General features: G+C 54.8%; 12 protein-coding genes. 6 read left to right on the top strand and 6 right to left on the bottom strand.

Annotation, left to right across the window (positions count from 1 at the left end):
* Positions 1 to 464 precede the first annotated feature (464 nt).
* On the top strand, positions 465 to 5,057 hold the full coding sequence (gene gltB, locus J2X61_RS26675) for a glutamate synthase large subunit (protein ID WP_310192187.1): 4,593 nt from the start codon (positions 465 to 467) through the stop codon (positions 5,055 to 5,057).
* A 66-nt stretch (positions 5,058 to 5,123) separates the two neighbouring features.
* Complete coding sequence (locus J2X61_RS26670; protein ID WP_274466996.1) at positions 5,124 to 6,608, top strand: glutamate synthase subunit beta; 1,485 nt, start codon at positions 5,124 to 5,126, stop codon at positions 6,606 to 6,608.
* Between the two features lie 88 nt (positions 6,609 to 6,696).
* On the opposite strand, the gene J2X61_RS26665 is transcribed toward J2X61_RS26670, so the two are convergent.
* Positions 6,697 to 7,974, bottom strand: a complete 1,278-nt coding sequence (locus J2X61_RS26665) for an MFS transporter (protein WP_396135507.1) — start codon at positions 7,972 to 7,974, stop codon at positions 6,697 to 6,699.
* Between the two features lie 207 nt (positions 7,975 to 8,181).
* Here J2X61_RS26665 and J2X61_RS26660 point away from each other — a divergent pair, with 207 nt between their 5' ends.
* Entirely contained in the window at positions 8,182 to 8,679 is a 498-nt protein-coding gene (locus J2X61_RS26660; RefSeq protein WP_310192184.1) for a hypothetical protein, read from the top strand.
* A 297-nt stretch (positions 8,680 to 8,976) separates the two neighbouring features.
* Here J2X61_RS26660 and J2X61_RS26655 read toward each other — a convergent pair whose 3' ends face one another.
* Together J2X61_RS26655 and J2X61_RS26650 are read right to left on the bottom strand one after the other, a co-directional pair.
* Entirely contained in the window at positions 8,977 to 9,750 is a 774-nt protein-coding gene (locus J2X61_RS26655) for a response regulator (RefSeq protein WP_310192182.1), read from the bottom strand.
* Between the two features lie 52 nt (positions 9,751 to 9,802).
* Entirely contained in the window at positions 9,803 to 11,005 is a 1,203-nt protein-coding gene (locus J2X61_RS26650) for a sensor histidine kinase (RefSeq protein WP_310192179.1), read from the bottom strand.
* Between the two features lie 157 nt (positions 11,006 to 11,162).
* Here J2X61_RS26650 and J2X61_RS26645 point away from each other — a divergent pair, with 157 nt between their 5' ends.
* Positions 11,163 to 12,095, top strand: a complete 933-nt coding sequence (locus J2X61_RS26645) for an ABC transporter ATP-binding protein (RefSeq protein WP_310192177.1) — start codon at positions 11,163 to 11,165, stop codon at positions 12,093 to 12,095.
* A gap of 7 nt (positions 12,096 to 12,102) precedes the next feature.
* Positions 12,103 to 13,029, top strand: a complete 927-nt coding sequence (locus J2X61_RS26640; protein WP_310192174.1) for an ABC transporter permease — start codon at positions 12,103 to 12,105, stop codon at positions 13,027 to 13,029.
* Between the two features lie 402 nt (positions 13,030 to 13,431).
* On the opposite strand, the gene J2X61_RS26635 is transcribed toward J2X61_RS26640, so the two are convergent.
* The 3 genes from J2X61_RS26635 to J2X61_RS26625 form a co-directional block, all read right to left on the bottom strand.
* Positions 13,432 to 14,166 (bottom strand): HAD family hydrolase, encoded by a 735-nt coding sequence (locus J2X61_RS26635; RefSeq protein ID WP_310192171.1) that lies wholly within the window; start codon positions 14,164 to 14,166, stop codon positions 13,432 to 13,434.
* A gap of 151 nt (positions 14,167 to 14,317) precedes the next feature.
* Positions 14,318 to 14,773, bottom strand: a complete 456-nt coding sequence (locus tag J2X61_RS26630; protein WP_310192168.1) for a bactofilin family protein — start codon at positions 14,771 to 14,773, stop codon at positions 14,318 to 14,320.
* 5 nt (positions 14,774 to 14,778) lie between these two features.
* Complete coding sequence (locus tag J2X61_RS26625) at positions 14,779 to 15,804, bottom strand: M23 family metallopeptidase (protein ID WP_310192165.1); 1,026 nt, start codon at positions 15,802 to 15,804, stop codon at positions 14,779 to 14,781.
* Between the two features lie 188 nt (positions 15,805 to 15,992).
* Here J2X61_RS26625 and J2X61_RS26620 point away from each other — a divergent pair, with 188 nt between their 5' ends.
* Positions 15,993 to 17,084, top strand: a complete 1,092-nt coding sequence (locus J2X61_RS26620) for a ParM/StbA family protein (RefSeq protein WP_274466987.1) — start codon at positions 15,993 to 15,995, stop codon at positions 17,082 to 17,084.
* Positions 17,085 to 17,116 lie beyond the last annotated feature (32 nt).

Raw genomic sequence — 17,116 nt, 5'->3', positions numbered from 1 at the left:
TTGAGCGTATGAAAAAGATGCGTAAAACATGCACGACAAGCCCCCGGAGCCTTGGCGCTTGCGGCGTCGCCAGGCAGGTGGAGGTCGCTGGAAAAAGGGAAAATATGCGGTATTGGCGGATATCGGGCGAGTAAGCGTTCCTTCATTCGATAAGCCGGCCGAAGCGGAGAATAAGGCAATTGCGTCACGAAGGCCGGCAGGCGGATCGCGGTGACGGCGGCGGACCTTGAGCGGGGGCAGACTAGTGAAAAATGATAAAAATATTAAAATGAAAACCTTTACATTTTCATTGAACTATACTATTTCTGGTGTTAATATAATATAAAAAATATTGAGACTATTTCATCAATTTATATTCTCCTATTTTTGATGAAATGCGCGCCATCACGTTTCGACAATTTAATACTTTAAAGCGTACATTGGACAAAGCGCGTCCAAAAACCAGAAAAGAAAGGTTGCACAACATGACCAAAAACGGGTTACCTCCCAAGCAAGGATTGTATGACCCTCAGTTCGAGCGTGATGCCTGCGGTATTGGCTTCGTAGCGAATATTAGAGGCGTGAAATCGCATGAAATCGTCAAGCAGGCGCTTCGTGTGCTTTGCAATTTGGATCATCGCGGCGGTCAAGGAAGCGAGCAGAACACAGGCGATGGCGCGGGGATTCTGATGCAAATTCCGGATGCTTACCTCCAGGCGGCTTGTGAGCAGGAGAATATGAAGCTCCCGGCGGCGGGTCACTATGGTGTAGGTATGGTCTACTTGCCTCAAAATCTGGAGGAGCGCCAGGCATGCGAGAGAATCATCGAACGCATTGTCGGCGAGGAAGGTCAGCAATTCCTGGGCTGGCGGACGGTTCCCACCGACAACAGCTCGCTCGGAGAATCCGCGAAGTCGGCAGAACCCTATGTACGCCAGGTATTTATTGGAGAAGGCGCGGGCATGACGAGCAACCTGGATTTCGAGCGGAAACTGTACGTCATACGTAAATTATCTGAGAACGCTATCAAAGCGTCGCTTTCGCATGCGCCATTTTACTATTCTAGCTTGTCTAGCAGAACGATCGTATATAAAGGGATGTTGACGCCCAAGCAGGTCGACGCCTACTATGTCGAGCTGCAGGACGAGAAAGTGGCTACGGCGCTGGCGCTGGTGCACTCCCGTTTCAGCACGAACACGTTCCCGAGCTGGGAGCGCGCGCATCCGTACCGCTATTTGATTCATAACGGCGAAATCAACACGTTGCGCGGCAACGTGAACTGGATGTACGCACGTCAGGCGATGTGCGATTCGGAGCTGTTCGGCGAAGATTTCAAACGTATTCTTCCTATTATTGATACGGATGGCTCGGACTCGCAAATGTTCGATAATACGCTCGAATTTCTCATGCTCTCCGGGCGTTCGCTTCCTCATGCGGCCATGATGATGGTTCCTGAGCCATGGTCCAAGCATGAGTCGATGGACGATGCCAAGAAGGCGTTCTATGAGTATCACAGCACGCTCATGGAGCCATGGGATGGCCCGGCGGCCATCGCGTTCACGGACGGCAGCCAAATCGGCGCTATTCTGGACCGCAACGGTCTGCGCCCGTCGCGTTATTATGTGACGAAAGACGATCTGATCGTGCTGGCTTCCGAAGTCGGCGTGCTGGACATCGAGCCGGAGCGCGTGCTGTACAAGGATCGCCTCAGACCGGGCCGGATGCTGCTCGTGGATACGGTAGCAGGCCGTATCGTCGCGGATGAGGAGATCAAAAGCGGCATCGCCGGCGAACAGCCGTACCGCGACTGGTTGAACGAGCATCTAATTTCTTTGGAGGAGTTGGAAGACGCCCCGATCGTGCTCGGTTCCGATTATGAAACGGTTCTTCAGCGCCAACAGGCATTCGGCTACACGTTCGAGCAGCTCCGCAAAATTCTGGAGCCTATGGCTAAGACGGGGGTAGACCCGATCGGCTCTATGGGGACGGATGCGCCGCTGGCCGTATTGTCGGACCGTCCGCAGCTGCTGTACAACTACTTCAAGCAATTGTTTGCCCAGGTGACGAATCCGCCGATCGATGCGAACTTCGAGGAAATTATTACGGCGCAGGGTACGACGATCGGACCTGAGCGCAACCTGATCCGGCCTGAGCCGGCAAGCTGCCGCCAGATCCGGCTGACAACGCCGTTCATCACGAATGAAGAGTTGGCGAAGCTGCGCTATATTCAGCGTGACGGCTTCAAGACGGTCACGCTGCCGATTCTGTTCGAAGCGGGGCAAGGAGCAGCCGGCTTGGAGGCGGCGATGCAGGCGCTCTATAACGGAGCGGATCGAGCGATTCAGGATGGCGCTGCGCTGCTCATTCTCTCCGATCGCGGTGTTGACGGCCGCATGGCGCCTATTCCGGCGCTATTGGCTACATCCGGACTGCACCATCACTTGATTCGCCAAGGCACGCGGACGAAGGTCAGCTTGATTGTGGAGTCGGGCGAACCGCGCGAAGTGCATCATTTTGCCTTATTGCTGGGCTATGGAGCCGGCGCAATCAACCCGTATCTCGCTTTGGAGACGCTGGACGATATGATCCGCCGCAATCAGCTTGTCGGCGTGGATCGGGATAAAGCGACATATAACTACCTGAAGGCGGTAACCAAAGGCGTTGTGAAAGTGCTTGCCAAAATGGGCATCTCCACGATTCAAAGCTATCGGGGAGCGCAGATCTTCGAGGCGATCGGACTCAGCCAAGAGCTGGTCGATGCGTATTTCACATGGACATTTACCCCGGTTGGCGGTATAGGTCTCGATGTTGTGGCCAAAGAAGCCGAGCAGCGCCATCACCGTGCTTTCTCGGAGCAGGAGGGGCGCGACAAGGTGCTCGATACCGGCGGCGACTTGCAGTGGCGCAGAGACGGGGAGGATCATCTCTATACGCCGGAGACGGTGCATGCCCTTCAAACGGCGGTGCGCACGAATAATTACGCCATGTACAAGAGCTTCGCGAAGCTGATCAAGCGCGAAGATGAGAAATATATGGCGCTGCGCGGGCTGCTGACGTTCAAAGCGGGGCGCCAGCCGGTTCCGCTCGATGAGGTGGAGCCGGTCGAGTCGATCTTCAAGCGCTTCAAGACGGGAGCCATGTCCTACGGCTCCATCTCGAAGGAAGCGCATGAGACGATCGCGATCGCGATGAACCGCATCGGCGGCAAGAGCAACACCGGCGAGGGCGGCGAGCATCCGGAGCGTTTCACGCCGGATGCGGGCGGCGACCTGCGCCGCAGCGCAATCAAGCAGGTGGCCTCGGGCCGCTTCGGCGTCACCAGCCATTATCTCGTCAATGCCGACGAGATTCAGATCAAGATGGCGCAGGGCGCGAAGCCCGGCGAGGGCGGGCAGCTCCCGGGCACCAAGGTGTACCCTTGGGTGGCCGAGGTTCGCGGCGTTACGCCGGGGGTAGGCTTGATTTCGCCTCCGCCGCATCATGATATATATTCGATCGAGGATCTCGCTGAGCTGATCCACGATCTCAAGAATGCCAACCCGCGCGCCCGGATCAGCGTCAAGCTCGTCTCCGAAGTGGGCGTCGGCACGATCGCGGCCGGCGTTGCCAAGGGGAAGGCGGACGTTGTGCTAATCTCCGGCTACGACGGGGGGACGGGCGCGTCGCCGCAGACGAGCATCCGTCACGCCGGACTGCCGTGGGAGCTCGGTCTGGCGGAGACGCATCAGACGCTCGTGCTGAACAATCTGCGCAGCCGGATTACGGTAGAGACGGACGGCAAGCTGATGACGGGACGCGACGTCGTCGTAGCTGCGCTGCTGGGCGCCGAAGAATTCGGCTTCGCGACGACGCCGCTGATTACGATCGGCTGCGTGATGATGCGCGTGTGTCACCTGGATACATGTCCGGTCGGCGTTGCCACGCAGAATCCGGAGCTGCGTAAGAAATTCGCCGGCGATCCGCAGCATCTCGTCAACTTCATGACCTTCATCGCGCAGGATGTGCGTGAGTTAATGGCCGAGCTCGGCTTCCGCACCATCGAGGAAATGGTTGGACGCACGGACGTGCTGGAATCCAAGCAGGCTGTCGCTCACTGGAAAGCGAAGGGCGTCGACCTTGCACCTCTGCTGCATCAGCCGGACGTCGGCGAAGACGTGGGCCGCTTCTGCCAGATTGCGCAGGACCACCGCTTGGACCACTCCTTGGATATGACGAAGCTGCTGGAGCTCTGCGAGCCGGCGATTGAACGCAAGGAGCATGTGCATGCGATTCTGCCGATCGCCAACACGAACCGTGTCGTCGGCACGATTGTCGGGAGCGAAGTGACGCGCCGCCACGGCGCGGACGGACTGCCGCACGATACGATCCGTCTGCACTTTAACGGCTCCGCCGGTCAAAGCTTCGGTGCTTTCGTGCCGAAGGGGATGACGCTGTCCCTGGAGGGAGACGCCAACGACTATGTGGGCAAGGGATTATCCGGCGGCAAGCTGGTTATTTTCCCGCCGTCTGAGGCTTCTTTCGTACCGGAGGAGAACGTGATTATCGGGAATACGGCGTTCTACGGCGCCACGGACGGCGATGCCTATATCCGGGGGATTGCGGGCGAACGCTTCTGCGTGAGAAACAGCGGCGTGCGTGCGGTTGTCGAGGGCGTCGGCGACCACGGCTGCGAGTATATGACAGGCGGGCGCGTCGTCGTTCTCGGCTCCACAGGCCGCAACTTTGCCGCCGGGATGTCCGGAGGCATCGCGTACGTGCTGGATGAGAAAGGCGATTTCGCCGACAAGGTGAACAAAGAGATGATTCTTCTTGAGCAGGTAGAGGAAGCATTTGAAATGAACGAGCTGAGAACGATGATTCAGCATCATGCGACATTTACGGATAGCAGCGTGGCCCACCGCGTCATTCAGCACTGGGATGAATACGTTTGGAAGTTCGTGAAGGTGATTCCGAAGGACTACAAGCGGATGTTTGATGCCATCGAGAAGGTGAAGCGCTCCGGACTTGGCCAGCAGGAAGCGATCATGGTTGCTTTCGAGGCGAATATGCGGGATGTTTCCCGTGTTGGCGGAAACTAACGAATCAGATCAGGCTTATGACGCAAGCTTTGCTGAAGCAAAGCTTATAGGAGGGACTATACGTTCATGGGTAAACCAACCGGTTTTATAGAGCATCGCCGTGAAGTGGCGGCTGAAGCCCAACCGCTGACTCGAATCGGCCATTGGAAAGAATTCGCGACGCCGCTGACGGATGATAAATTGCAGACGCAAGGGTCTAGATGTATGGATTGCGGCATTCCGTTCTGCCACACGGGAGCCATGATTAGCGGCATGGCCGCCGGCTGTCCGGTGAATAACCTCATTCCCGAGTGGAATGATCTGGTATATCGCGGGCAATGGCGGGAAGCGTTGGATCGTCTGCACAAGACGAACAACTTCCCGGAGTTTACAGGCCGCGTGTGCCCGGCGCCATGCGAGGGCTCCTGTACGGTGGGCTTGAAGGACACGCCGGTAACGATCAAAAGCATTGAGAAGGCGATTATCGACAAAGGCTTCGCCGAAGGCTGGATCAAGCCGGAGCCGCCGGAAGTTCGCACGGGGAAGAAGGTGGCCGTGGTCGGCTCGGGGCCTTCCGGACTCGCTGCCGCCGCGCAGCTGAACAAAGCCGGACACTGGGTCACCGTCTTCGAGCGCGCCGATCGCGTGGGCGGACTGCTCATGTACGGCATCCCGAATATGAAGCTGGACAAAGCGTATGTCCAGCGCCGGGTAGACCTGCTTGAAGCGGAAGGGATTACGTTCATCACCGGCGCTCACGTCGGTGTGAACTATCCGATCGAGAAGCTTCAAGAAGAGTTCGACGCTATCGTGCTGTGCGGCGGAGCGACTAAGGGCCGCGACCTTCCGATCGAAGGGCGCGAGCTCCGCGGCATCCATCTGGCGATGGAATTCCTGGGCAAGAATACGAAGAGCTTGCTGGATTCCGAGCACGCCGATGGCGAGTTCATCTCGGCGGAGGGCAAGGATGTCATCGTCATCGGCGGCGGCGATACGGGAACGGACTGCGTGGGCACGTCTTTGCGCCATAAGTGCAAGAGCGTGACGCAGTTCGAGATCATGCCGAAGGCGCCGGAGACGCGTCAGGCGAACAATCCTTGGCCGGAGTGGCCGAAGGTGCTGAAGGTCGACTACGGCCAGCAGGAAGCGGCGGCGGTGCAGGGCGAGGATCCGCGGACGTACTTAATTAACACGAAGAAATTCGTGGGAGATGAGGACGGCAATCTGAAGGAGCTGCATACGGTGCTGATCGAGTGGCAGAGGAACGAGAAAGGCGCGTTCGTTCCGGTGGAAGTGCCGGGCAGCGAGAAAGTGTATCCGGCGCAGTTGGTATTGATCGCGATGGGCTTCACAGGACCGGAGAACACGGTGCTGGATCAGCTTGGCGTTGTCCAGGATGAGCGCTCCAATGCGAAAGCCGAGTACGGCAAATTCGCCACAAACGTGGAAGGCGTGTTTGCCGCCGGCGACATGCGCCGCGGACAGAGCCTTGTCGTTTGGGCAATTAACGAGGGGCGCGCAGCGGCCCGTGAGGTTGACCGGTATTTGATGGGAACGTCGAATTTACCATAAATAAGGAAAACCCCAAACCAGATTTGCTGGCTTGGGGTTTTTTGGCAGCTTTCAGGGTGTTTGAACGATGGCTGTATTTCTCGCCGTGTTACTGGAACCGCCGTATTGCCGGCACGCACAGCACGCCCCCTACGATGACTAGGCCGAGCAGGGCGAAAAGGGTGATCGTGATGGTACCCCCAATTTGATCGGCGATCCAGCCCACTAGCGCATAGCTCAACGGCAGCAGGGCGAAAGAGCCAAGCAGATCCAGACTGACCACCCGCCCGAAAGCTTCCGGAGGGACAAGCTCCTGCAGGCTGGTCTCCCAGATCAGGCCGAAGATCATGAGCCCGAAGCCTTCGATCGCCATGAGCAGCGAGAGCAGAACGGGCGAAGCTGTGAAAGGCATGGCCAGCAGCGCAGCACCGCTCAGAATGACAGCGCCGTAGGCCAATATGCCCCGGTGCAGCCACTGCGTTCGCGACCCGAAAATAACGGCGGCGGTAATGGCACCAGCCCCTGAGCAGGTGATCCCGATCCCGTATATGAGCGGATCAAGTCCTAGATGGACCTTGAACAGCCATGGAACAAGGATGACAATAATACCGTTGTAGCAAATGTTGACGAAGCAGAAGGCCAGAATCGTAATCCAAAGCCACGGATGTCCTTTGAGGATGGTCACTCCCTCCAGCAGTTCCCGCTTCCACGAGAAGGAGGCGTTCGATTGGACGGCTTCATGCTTGGATTTTAACTTATATAACGATTTTTTCACAAGCAGCAGCAGGCACAGATAGGAGATTAAATAGGTTAGCGCATCCAAACCGAACCCGTAGCTGGCGGATACCGTTGAAACGATAAGTCCGCCGAGGACCGGTCCGATAATCCGGACGCCTTGATGGCTCATTTGGGTCAGGGCGTTAGCCGCATTGCGGATATCCGCTGTGAACACTGTTGCTCGCACGGCGGAATAGGCCGGATGAAACAGCCCTTCCATCAGACCGTACATGGCGACCAGTCCGAAAAGCACGGTTATGGACAAGGCCCCGGTGAAGATAAGCGCTGCAATCGCCAACATGACGATGAACCGAACGATGTCCGTAAGCATCATGATCCTGACGCGATCATACCGGTCTACAATCCATCCCGACAGGGGAAGCATGAGGACGTAGGGCAGCATGTAAGCGGTCATGACCAGACCCATCATGGTCGTCGAGCCGGTGATGGAATAAACGACCATGGGTAAAATAACGGTTGTGACCGAGCCGCCCAGCATGGATATCAATTGGCTGAGCCATATATAAGGGAAGGCACGCGACTTCGCGAAAGGAATGAGGAACTGCTCCAGCATGCGCGGCTTCTTCCGGATCGGAGCTTCAATGTGCATGGGAAGCGCACTCCTTCAGGATCGAATCCTAGGTTTAGTCGAATATGAATAATGAATAAGCCCAAGGATAGTGGATGCGTCTATGGAAGTCAATGGGGTGGTCGATATTCATCACGGGTCCGCAGTTGAAAAGATTCAGATAAAGGTGAACATTTCTTCAACTTCATGTACAATAGGATGAAGTAAGCGGCAGCCGGGGAAGGCTGCATGAAACGGAAATGGAGGGTGCACATGAAGAAAGAGAAGCTCATGACGCCTGCAGAGCTGAGTGCGCTGCTTGCAGAGAATGGCGAGGACTCTCTTGAGTTTGACGCAGATGAACCGCTCGGAGAACGGCATGTGATGGCTTTGCAGAAAGCTGTCAGACTGCTTGCAGCGCAGGTGGCGGATCTGCAGGCTCAGCTTCATGAGCACCTTGAAATCCATACGAAGCAGGAAGAGTACTTGATGCGGCAGATGAAGCATCAGATGGAAAACAAGCTCTATGAGCAGATCATCCATCGGGTTACGGGCAGGCAGGAGGACGCGCAGGCAGACGCGGAGCGGGTGGTCATACAGGGGATACATGAGGCTCCGTTCACCTCATTGACGCTCATGGGCGAGGGTCAGACTGTCGAGGAGCCGCAGCCGACGTATTCCCGAGTGAAAAGCTACCGGAAGATTCGCAAAAGGAAAAAGGGCTTCCTGGAGAGGCTCTTTGAATAGCCAGGGCGAGCTGGCAGAAGCGGAAATGCAGTGCGCTATTCGAGGGAAACAGCTGCAATTTGGGTAATCGAGAGGAAATATTGTTCGCTATTCCCTCGAGTTAGGTCCAAAATGCAGTGCTGCGTAACGAATAAGGTACTGTATTTCCATATGGGGCTTCGGACAGCGGAGTTAGCGTAGATAAGGTCGTGTCATTCCGCCATGGTGCGGTTGTGGTCGAAAGGACCTGGTACCTAAATATGCCCAAAAAAGCGGTGCAAGATGAGCTAGGGCTCATCCTGCACCGCTTCTTCGGTCTTACAGCATTCCTTCCTCGTGAGCCTTCTTGGAAGCTTGCACGCGGTCGCGGACGTCCATCTTGGAGTAGATGCTGGAAATATAATTTTTGACGGTTCCTTCGGAGAGGAACAGCTTCTCGGCGATTTCCTTATTGTTGAGGCCGTCGGCGATGCACTGCAGCACCTGCACCTCGCGCTCGCTGAGCCCGTAGGCGTCGGTGCGCGAAGCCTCCTCGCCCGCCGGCTTCGCCTCGGCATCGCGCGATGACGGTTCGGCGGCGCCTCTGGCCTGCTCAACGAGCATGCGTGCGATATCCTGCGGGATGAGGGTGCCGCCTTGATGCACCCACTTGATGCCGGCCGCCAAATCCTTCGGATGGATCGCTTTGAGCAGATATCCCTCGGCTCCGGCGCCCAACGCGTCCACGACATAGGTAATCTCCTGGAAAGTCGTCAGGATGATGACGCGCGTTTGCGGCCAAGCCGCTTTGATCTGACGGGTAGCTTCGACGCCGTCCATCACGGGCATGTGGATGTCCATCAGGACGACATCCGGGCGATGCTCTTCGCACTGCTGGAGGGCGATGCGGCCGTTCTCGGCCAAGCCCACGACGTCGATGTCCGGGTCCATCCCCAGCACGATGTGGAGGCTTTCTCTTATTAAATCCTGATCATCGACCAGGAGCAGTTTCAGCGGTGTTTGACTCACGCGGGTTCCTCCTATGCATGATAAGCATGTGTATCCATATTGTACCACCGTGTACCACCGCCCGCTAGCCGTGCTAAAGCGCATGGATTCAAGCTAGGGGGCAGCATCGCGATAGCGGCGTGCCAACAGGTAAGGCTCAAATCGACGGCAGGCGCTTGGCGGGAATGGAGCATTCCACGATCGTCCCTTGCCCGGCGGCTGAGCTGACCTGCAAGGTGCCCTGCAGCGCGAAAATCCGCTCCTGCATCGCATTGATGCCGAAGCCGACTTTGAGCTGGTCCGTCCCGACACCATCGTCTTCGATCCGGATGCCGACCCCGTCACCCTTGTAGCTGAGCGTAACTTCGACCGAGGTGGCACGTCCGTGCCGCTTGGCGTTCGTTAACGATTCCTGCAAGCAGCGTATGAGGGAGAGCTTGGTTTGCTTCGGAATTTCGTATTCTTCGCCGGCCGTCGTGAACCGGATCTGCGTCCCGGTATGCAGGGCGAACTCGTTCGCCAGCCTCGTTAATTGTTGCGAGAGCAGCATATCGCCCTCTTTGGGCACCATCTGATGAATGCTGCGACGGACTTCTTCCAAGCCGTTGCGTGTAACGCCGCGCAGAACGTCCAGCTTCTCTTTGGCATTGTCGGGAGCCGCTTCGATCAGATAAGAGACGGCATCCATGCCCATGATCACGGAGGTGAACGTATGGCCAACCGTGTCGTGCAGCTCGCGCGCCATCCGATTGCGTTCCTCGAGCAGCGTCAGCTGTTCGATTTGGTTGGCGTACTGCTCCAGGGCGTTATTTTGCTCGTGGATGAGCAGGTATTGACGTTGGTTCTCCGCCAGCAGCTTCTCCGTCTTTTCATTTGAAGTAACCACCCGCTGTAAACTTAAACCGATCGCGTAGAACAGCACGGCATTCAGGATGACGCTGAACAATTCGCCGACCCCCATGCCCATGTGAAGGATCAGGAAGTAGGCGACAGGCATGGCGACGAGCGAGATCGGGGCGGCCCACCAGGCATTTTTTCGATCGGTTAGGAATCCGATGACCATTAATGGGCAATTAATAGTAAGGTAAGCGTCTTCTTGCATCCAAGATAGATAGATTTGTAGAGGAATCCCTGTCAGCAGAACGGAAATTGGGTACAGTGTTGTATGGATGTAGTTAGGTCGCCAGAACAGAAACGGCAGGCCGTAGGAAAGCAGCAGGGCACACAGGGTAAGAAAAATGTTGCTATGTTCATTCTCATTCATATGGAGCAGCGCATAGAGCAGGCCAAGCAGTACGGAGCCGGTCAACACGATGAATAATGACCACTCTACACCGTGCCAAGGTCTTCTTTGAATCATAGAGGAACTCCTTTACCGGCGAAATTGTATGAGACCATTGTACATAAGATTTGGATAAAACTATAGTGAGCGCAGTCATATTGTGAGCGTGACGCCGTATGACTCGAAAGAATGAATGACTTGAGTAACTTGAACGACTTGCCTAAGGAGTGAGACAATGACAGCAGCCCAAACGCCGATTGTGCAGATTGAGCATGTAACGAAGCGGATCGGCAGTAAAACGATTATTGACGGTTTAACGTTCGATGTGCCACGGGGCGAAGTTTTCGGCTTTCTTGGACCTAATGGAGCGGGCAAAACGACAACCATTCGCATGATGGTCGGCCTCATGGCGATTACGGAGGGGGATATCCGGATTGGCGGATACTCCATTCGGACGCACTTTGAGAAGGCGATCCGGCATGTCGGCGCGATTGTGGAGAATCCGGAGATGTACAAATTTTTGAGCGGGTATCACAACCTGGTCCATTACGCGCGGATGATCCCGGGTATTGGCGCTGAGCGCATCGGCGAGGTTATTGAACTCGTAGGCATGGAAAACCGTATCTACGATAAGGTGAAGACGTATTCGTTAGGCATGCGCCAAAGGCTAGGCATCGCCCAGGCGCTGCTCCACAAGCCGGACGTGCTCATCCTGGATGAGCCGACGAACGGCCTGGATCCTGCCGGCATACGCGAGCTGCGCGATCATTTGCGCCAACTGACTCGGGAGGAAGGCATCTCCGTTATCGTGTCGAGTCATCTATTGGCCGAGATGGAGCTGATGTGCGACCGGGTCGCCATCATTCAGAACGGCAAACTTGTGGACGTCAGATTGATTCACGGGTATACCCAGACAGAAGGCAAGCTGCATGTCGCATTTGAAATGTCGGCCTCCGATCAAACCAAAGCGTTGGAGCTGGCGGCCGCTCAGGCCGTGCAAGCCGAAGCGTCCGATGGCGGACCGGTCCTCCTGCTGGATCGCGAAGAAACGGCGCTTTGGAACAAACGGTTCGTTGAAGCCGGGCTGGCCGTGTATGGGATTCGTGCGGCGAAGAAATCGCTGGAGGATCAATTTTTAGAGATGACGGGAAGTGACCCGATTGCTTAATTTAATAATGAATGAACAGATGAAAATTTACCGCAGGCTGCGGACGTGGATACTGGGGCTGCTGCTTATCGTGATCGTCGTTCTGGCCGCTCTGGTTTCACACCCGGGGGCGGACGCGAGCTCGCAAGAGAATTGGAAAGCCCAGGCAGCGGATACAATCGAGCATAACAAGAGGGAGCTTGAGAACAACGATATTCCGGAGAAGTTCAGACAGCAATTGAAGGAAGAGTTAGCGATTCAGGAGTATAGGCTGGCGCATAACTACCCTCCGACGGAGAATACGTTATGGGGCGGCGCCCTGCGGGCCTCGGGGATGATCGTACTCGTGACGCTGTTTACCGTCATTATTGCAGGCGACATGGTCGCCGGCGAGTTCACGTGGGGGACGATCAAGCTGCTGTTGATACGTCCGGCCAGCCGGGCGAAGATTCTGCTATCCAAGTATGTGACCACGCTGCTTTTTGCCGCCACATTATTGGTTGTCATGTTTATTGCGTCGCTTATCGTGAATGGCTTTCTTTACGGGTTTCAAAATTTCGGTCTACCGCATTTGAGCGCCGATGCCGGCGGGCAAGTTCATGAAAGCAGCATGCTGGGGTTCACGTTCGCCACATACGGACTGAAGCTGATTGAACTCGTTATGATCGTCACGTTAGCTTTCATGATTTCGACCGTATTCCGAAGCGCTTCCTTGGCGATCGGGCTCAGCATTTTTATTATGTTTGCCGGACAGGTCATCGCTATGCTGCTGCTTCGCTATCCTTGGGGCAAATATTTCCTGTTCGCCAACACGGATCTGACACCTTATCTGGAAGGTCAGCCTCTGGCGGAAGGGATGTCGCTCGGCTTCTCGGTTACGGTGCTCGTGTGCTACTTCGTTGTGTTTAATCTGCTTTCTTGGGAAATATTCCGCCGGCGCGACGTAGCGGCATAAGACTACCACACGGCGGGCAGGGATGCTCCTCGCCCTACATGCTATTTGGACAATGGAATAACAGGAGTTTTTCCGTTTATTTTCGGTTCGGCTACTCGCCCCTGCTAAATAGCTGGCTCGGCTGAGTAACAGCAGGAAAAACTCCTGTTATTTCTGTGTTCCATCGCGGCTTCTAAACGTTTAACTGGAAATCATCACGTTAATTCAAGCGAAATTCCCCCTTTGAAGGGGGCGAGAGGGCTGATTAACGGGAGAAATTCCAGTAACTTCGCTCCAACCGCTCATTTCACCGAAATTAACAGGAGGATTTCCTGTTAAGAGCACCCGACTCTGTCAAGCCAATCCATACAAAAAGACGATTCCCAAGGCTGCATATCTGCATCCGGGAATCGTCTTTTTCATTTATTTGGCAATATACGTTTGAATCGTCGATGGAACTTCCTGCAAGGAGCCGAGCTGAAAGAAGGCGCCTTGTGGCGTTATGTCAATCGTTCCCGTATTGTAGGCCCAATCCTGCTCCACGGGAATGTGGATGGAATGGATACCGGCATGCAGGGCTGGCAATACATCGGTTTTGACCGAGTTGCCGATCATCCAAGTATGTTGGCGGTCGAAGCCTTGCTCGAGCATGATCGTTTCCATGAATTCCTTCGTTTTGTGCACGGTGACGAAGATTCTGTCGTGGAAGTAGGTGTCTAGGCTCAGATCACGGACTTTCTTCATCTGAATCGAAGCATCGCCGCCGGTGTACAGGTACAGCCGGTGTCCGGCCTGCTGCAGCTGCTCGAGCGTTTCGTTCATCTGCGGGTAAGGCTCTACCGTGTACTCATAGACCGTATGGCCGAGCTGCATGAGCCAGGATTCTTCTTTGGCACTTCTCTGCCGGTTGAACCGCTCGCTGAACCATTGGTAAGTCTCAACGAACGATTGCGGAAAACGATCGGGCATGAAGCCGTGAATATGGATGCCCGCAAGATCGATCTGCAGCTGCTTCTGTTTGATGTCCTGTGCGGCTAGCCCGTGCCCGGCGAACCAAGTGAGCATGAGATCGACGAATTGGTCGATCACAACGTCGAAATATTTATTGCAGTGCACTAACGTATCATCAAGATCAAAGAGTATCGATTGTTCTCTCATAGGCGTGTTCTCCTGCATCAGTTAGAAATGAGTGTCCAACTATTATACCATGCAAGAATCGCATCTCCTAGGGGCGTTTTCATTTCGTTTTCAAAACAGTACCCATCCATGCTGCTCCTGTCTCGTCCCATAAGTTCATCCCATACGTTCGTTACATGGCGATAGTATTGCCTTTATAAGCACCACCGGCGGGTGCCGGCGCAGGCGGATTGATGGTATCCAGATCTCCTGTTGGCTGGGGAGCTGCCGCCGGTTGGGCCGCTTCCATCTTGCTGTTCCCCTGGAAGAGCCCGCCTTCTTCGATGATGAAGGAAGCGGCGCTAATGTTGCCGTACAGGGAGCCTGTTGATGTAATCGTTAATTTGCCCTTCGTTGTCACATTGCCATGCACATTGCCGGCCAGAATGACATCCCTGGCGGAAATGTTGGATTTCACGACACCGCGTTCCCCAATGATGACGTCGCCGGCGCAATCGATATCTCCAGTAATGCCGCCTTCAATGCGAATGCTCGCTTCGGATTTAATGCGTCCTTCGAAGGTGGTTCCTTCGCCAATCAACGTATCTGTCGTATTCGGATTTATCAGGTTTTTCTTCCCTTTAAACATGGTGTCTAGTCATCCTTTCGATTCGCTTTAAGATAGGGTTTAGGATCGATGCTTTCCCCGTTTTTGAGAACTTCATAGTGAAGGTGTGGCCCGGTGCTGCGGCCCGTGGAGCCTACCAAGCCGATCGTACTTCCTTTGGCTACGGATTCCCCATTGTTGACGAGTATTTTATTTAAATGCATATACCAAGTGCGCAAACCCTTGGAATGCTCGATGACGATGTTATTGCCGTGATAGATGTCTTTGCCGGTACTGACGACTTTCCCATCGGCAGTTGCGAAGACGGGATCGTTCTCCCTGGCGCCGAAATCAATGCCCGAATGAAAGCTCGGGCGGCGGGTGAAAGGATCCGTTCGATACCCGAACGTCGAAGTGACGATCTTGGTGTTCGTCGGGAAGAGCGTCGGCGTGATCGCGAGCAGGTGCTGTTTGTCGGCAACCTTCTGCTTCGTTTCGGTTAAGCTCGTTTGCAGCTCTTTCACTTCGGTATGCAAGGCGGTGAAGGAGGCTAACGTTTGCTCGCCAAGCTTCATTATCGCTTCCTGCGAAGCGGGGTTTGGGCCACCGCCAATACCGCTCGCGAGAGGGGATGCCTGCTCCTGAACGGTTTTGTCCGGCTGCCCCGAGTCAGCACTGGCAACGGCTTTGCCGGTTGCGCTGGCATCCAGCCCGGCAATCGATTTGAGATCATTTTCGAATTTCTTCATTTCTTCCACTTGCGTTTTCATTTGCTCGGCTTGCTGGGAGAGCTGAATCACTTCATTCTGCAGTTCTTCAATGGCTTTATCCTTGGAGGTTAACGTTTCGTTCCATTGCTGGCTTGCTCCGCTTAACTTGGCCTGCAGAGCACTGGCTTTCTGCACGGTTCGAGCGTGTACGGCGTATGTAATTATCATAATAAGGAGCAGCAGAGCGAAACATGCTGCAGCGGTATAAGCGAATAAATGGGGTACTCGAAACCTGACGACGGATTGATTGGCATCGGGAATGATGACCAGCGTCAGTTTTTTTGGCTTCCATTTGAGCTTCATAACGGCAAACTAGTCTCCTTGTCGTGGTTTAATTTGGTAATGGTGTCATTCGTCATATTCCGTCAAAAACCTTCCTTATACCTAATGGTCCTACATAAAATGAGTCTAAAGTAGGAAGGAATCGTGTCGGATATAATCGAATCTTCTTTACAATTACAGGAAAGACTCAGATTTGGAGTGGAGAACGCATGGTTAAGCTAGCAGGTATTGATATTGGTAACGACAGTATCAAGCTCGTATTGGATGGTTCCAGGGAACCGCTTGTCATCCCGAATATAATCGCCCCGGGGTACGAAAGGCATATTTTGCAGGAAGAAGATTCCCCATGGAAAGCGCTCGATGTCATGATTTACAGTCCGTCACTTGCCCAGAGAAACCAGCGCTACTTCGTCGGACAGCTTGCGCTGGAGCACGAAGATAATCTGGAATTGGAAGACACCGACAATAAAGCGGTTTCGGATCAATCGCTGATCGTTGCGCTCACGGCACTGGCCTATCAAGGTCTTGCAGCGCAAGCCTTCAACAGCGGCTACGGCAATGTGGACGAAGTCGAATATACGCTGGGAACGGGTCTGCCGGTCCGCGCCTTCGCTAAGTACAGTCAGCTATTCGAACAGAGGCTGCTTGGCGAGCATGAAGTGACTTTCCTCTCCACACCGCAATTCCGGAACCGCAAAATCAAAGTCATTGTACGCAAGGTCGCAGTCTCCATCGAAGGAGCCGCCGCCATTTTCCATTTGGCTACGCACGACAGTCTGCAAGTCAAGGACGAAGAAATATACAACGGCTGCATCGGTGTCTGCGAGATCGGCGCCTTGACTACCGACTTCCCGGTGATCAAGCGGATGGCGATTGACAACCATTTCAGCCATGGCGAGCAGATCGGGATTGCCACGTACCTCGACGCGATCATTCGCGATGTGGAAGATGCGTACGGCTACGTATTTCCCAGCCGCGCGAAGCTCGTGCAGCGGATCAAAAGCCGGGACTTCACCGTCCAACAGCTAGGCGAAGGCCAAGTCGACATCCGGTCGATCGTTGATCAGCATTTCCGCCGCGCTGCGTCGCGGATGATCGAGATGATTAAAAAGCGGTGGCGCAAGTACCCGGATATCCAATGCTTCTATGTCATCGGAGGGGGCGCTTCGGCCTTAAGGCCATATATCCAGGAAGCGGCCGGCTCGCTCAAGTTACGGTTCGCGAATGAAAGTGAATTTCTGAATATGTACGGTTACCTGAAAGTGGCCAAAAGCCGGCTTCATCAGAACGTACCCGTCTAATCGGCAGCAAGCACCTGTTTTACGGGTGCTTT

This window comes from Bacillus sp. 3255, from assembly GCF_031456485.1.
Classification (GTDB): Bacteria; Bacillota; Bacilli; order Paenibacillales; family NBRC-103111; genus Paenibacillus_E.
This window is presented reverse-complemented; position numbering and strand designations above follow the sequence as displayed.

What these genes read in the sequence shown, in the direction of transcription:
- J2X61_RS26655 (WP_310192182.1), bottom strand. Translation starts at nt 9,750, where the DNA reads ATGCGCTTTAGCACGGCTAGCGGGCGGTGGTACACGGTGGTACAATAT.
- J2X61_RS26625 (WP_310192165.1), bottom strand. Translation starts at nt 15,804, where the DNA reads ATGAAGCTCAAATGGAAGCCAAAAAAACTGACGCTGGTCATCATTCCC.
- J2X61_RS26665 (WP_396135507.1), bottom strand. Translation starts at nt 7,974, where the DNA reads ATGCACATTGAAGCTCCGATCCGGAAGAAGCCGCGCATGCTGGAGCAG.
- gltB (WP_310192187.1), top strand. Translation starts at nt 465, where the DNA reads ATGACCAAAAACGGGTTACCTCCCAAGCAAGGATTGTATGACCCTCAG.
- J2X61_RS26650 (WP_310192179.1), bottom strand. Translation starts at nt 11,005, where the DNA reads ATGATTCAAAGAAGACCTTGGCACGGTGTAGAGTGGTCATTATTCATC.
- J2X61_RS26660 (WP_310192184.1), top strand. Translation starts at nt 8,182, where the DNA reads ATGAAACGGAAATGGAGGGTGCACATGAAGAAAGAGAAGCTCATGACG.
- J2X61_RS26630 (WP_310192168.1), bottom strand. Translation starts at nt 14,773, where the DNA reads ATGTTTAAAGGGAAGAAAAACCTGATAAATCCGAATACGACAGATACG.
- J2X61_RS26640 (WP_310192174.1), top strand. Translation starts at nt 12,103, where the DNA reads ATGAATGAACAGATGAAAATTTACCGCAGGCTGCGGACGTGGATACTG.
- J2X61_RS26645 (WP_310192177.1), top strand. Translation starts at nt 11,163, where the DNA reads ATGACAGCAGCCCAAACGCCGATTGTGCAGATTGAGCATGTAACGAAG.
- J2X61_RS26620 (WP_274466987.1), top strand. Translation starts at nt 15,993, where the DNA reads ATGGTTAAGCTAGCAGGTATTGATATTGGTAACGACAGTATCAAGCTC.
- J2X61_RS26635 (WP_310192171.1), bottom strand. Translation starts at nt 14,166, where the DNA reads ATGAGAGAACAATCGATACTCTTTGATCTTGATGATACGTTAGTGCAC.
- J2X61_RS26670 (WP_274466996.1), top strand. Translation starts at nt 5,124, where the DNA reads ATGGGTAAACCAACCGGTTTTATAGAGCATCGCCGTGAAGTGGCGGCT.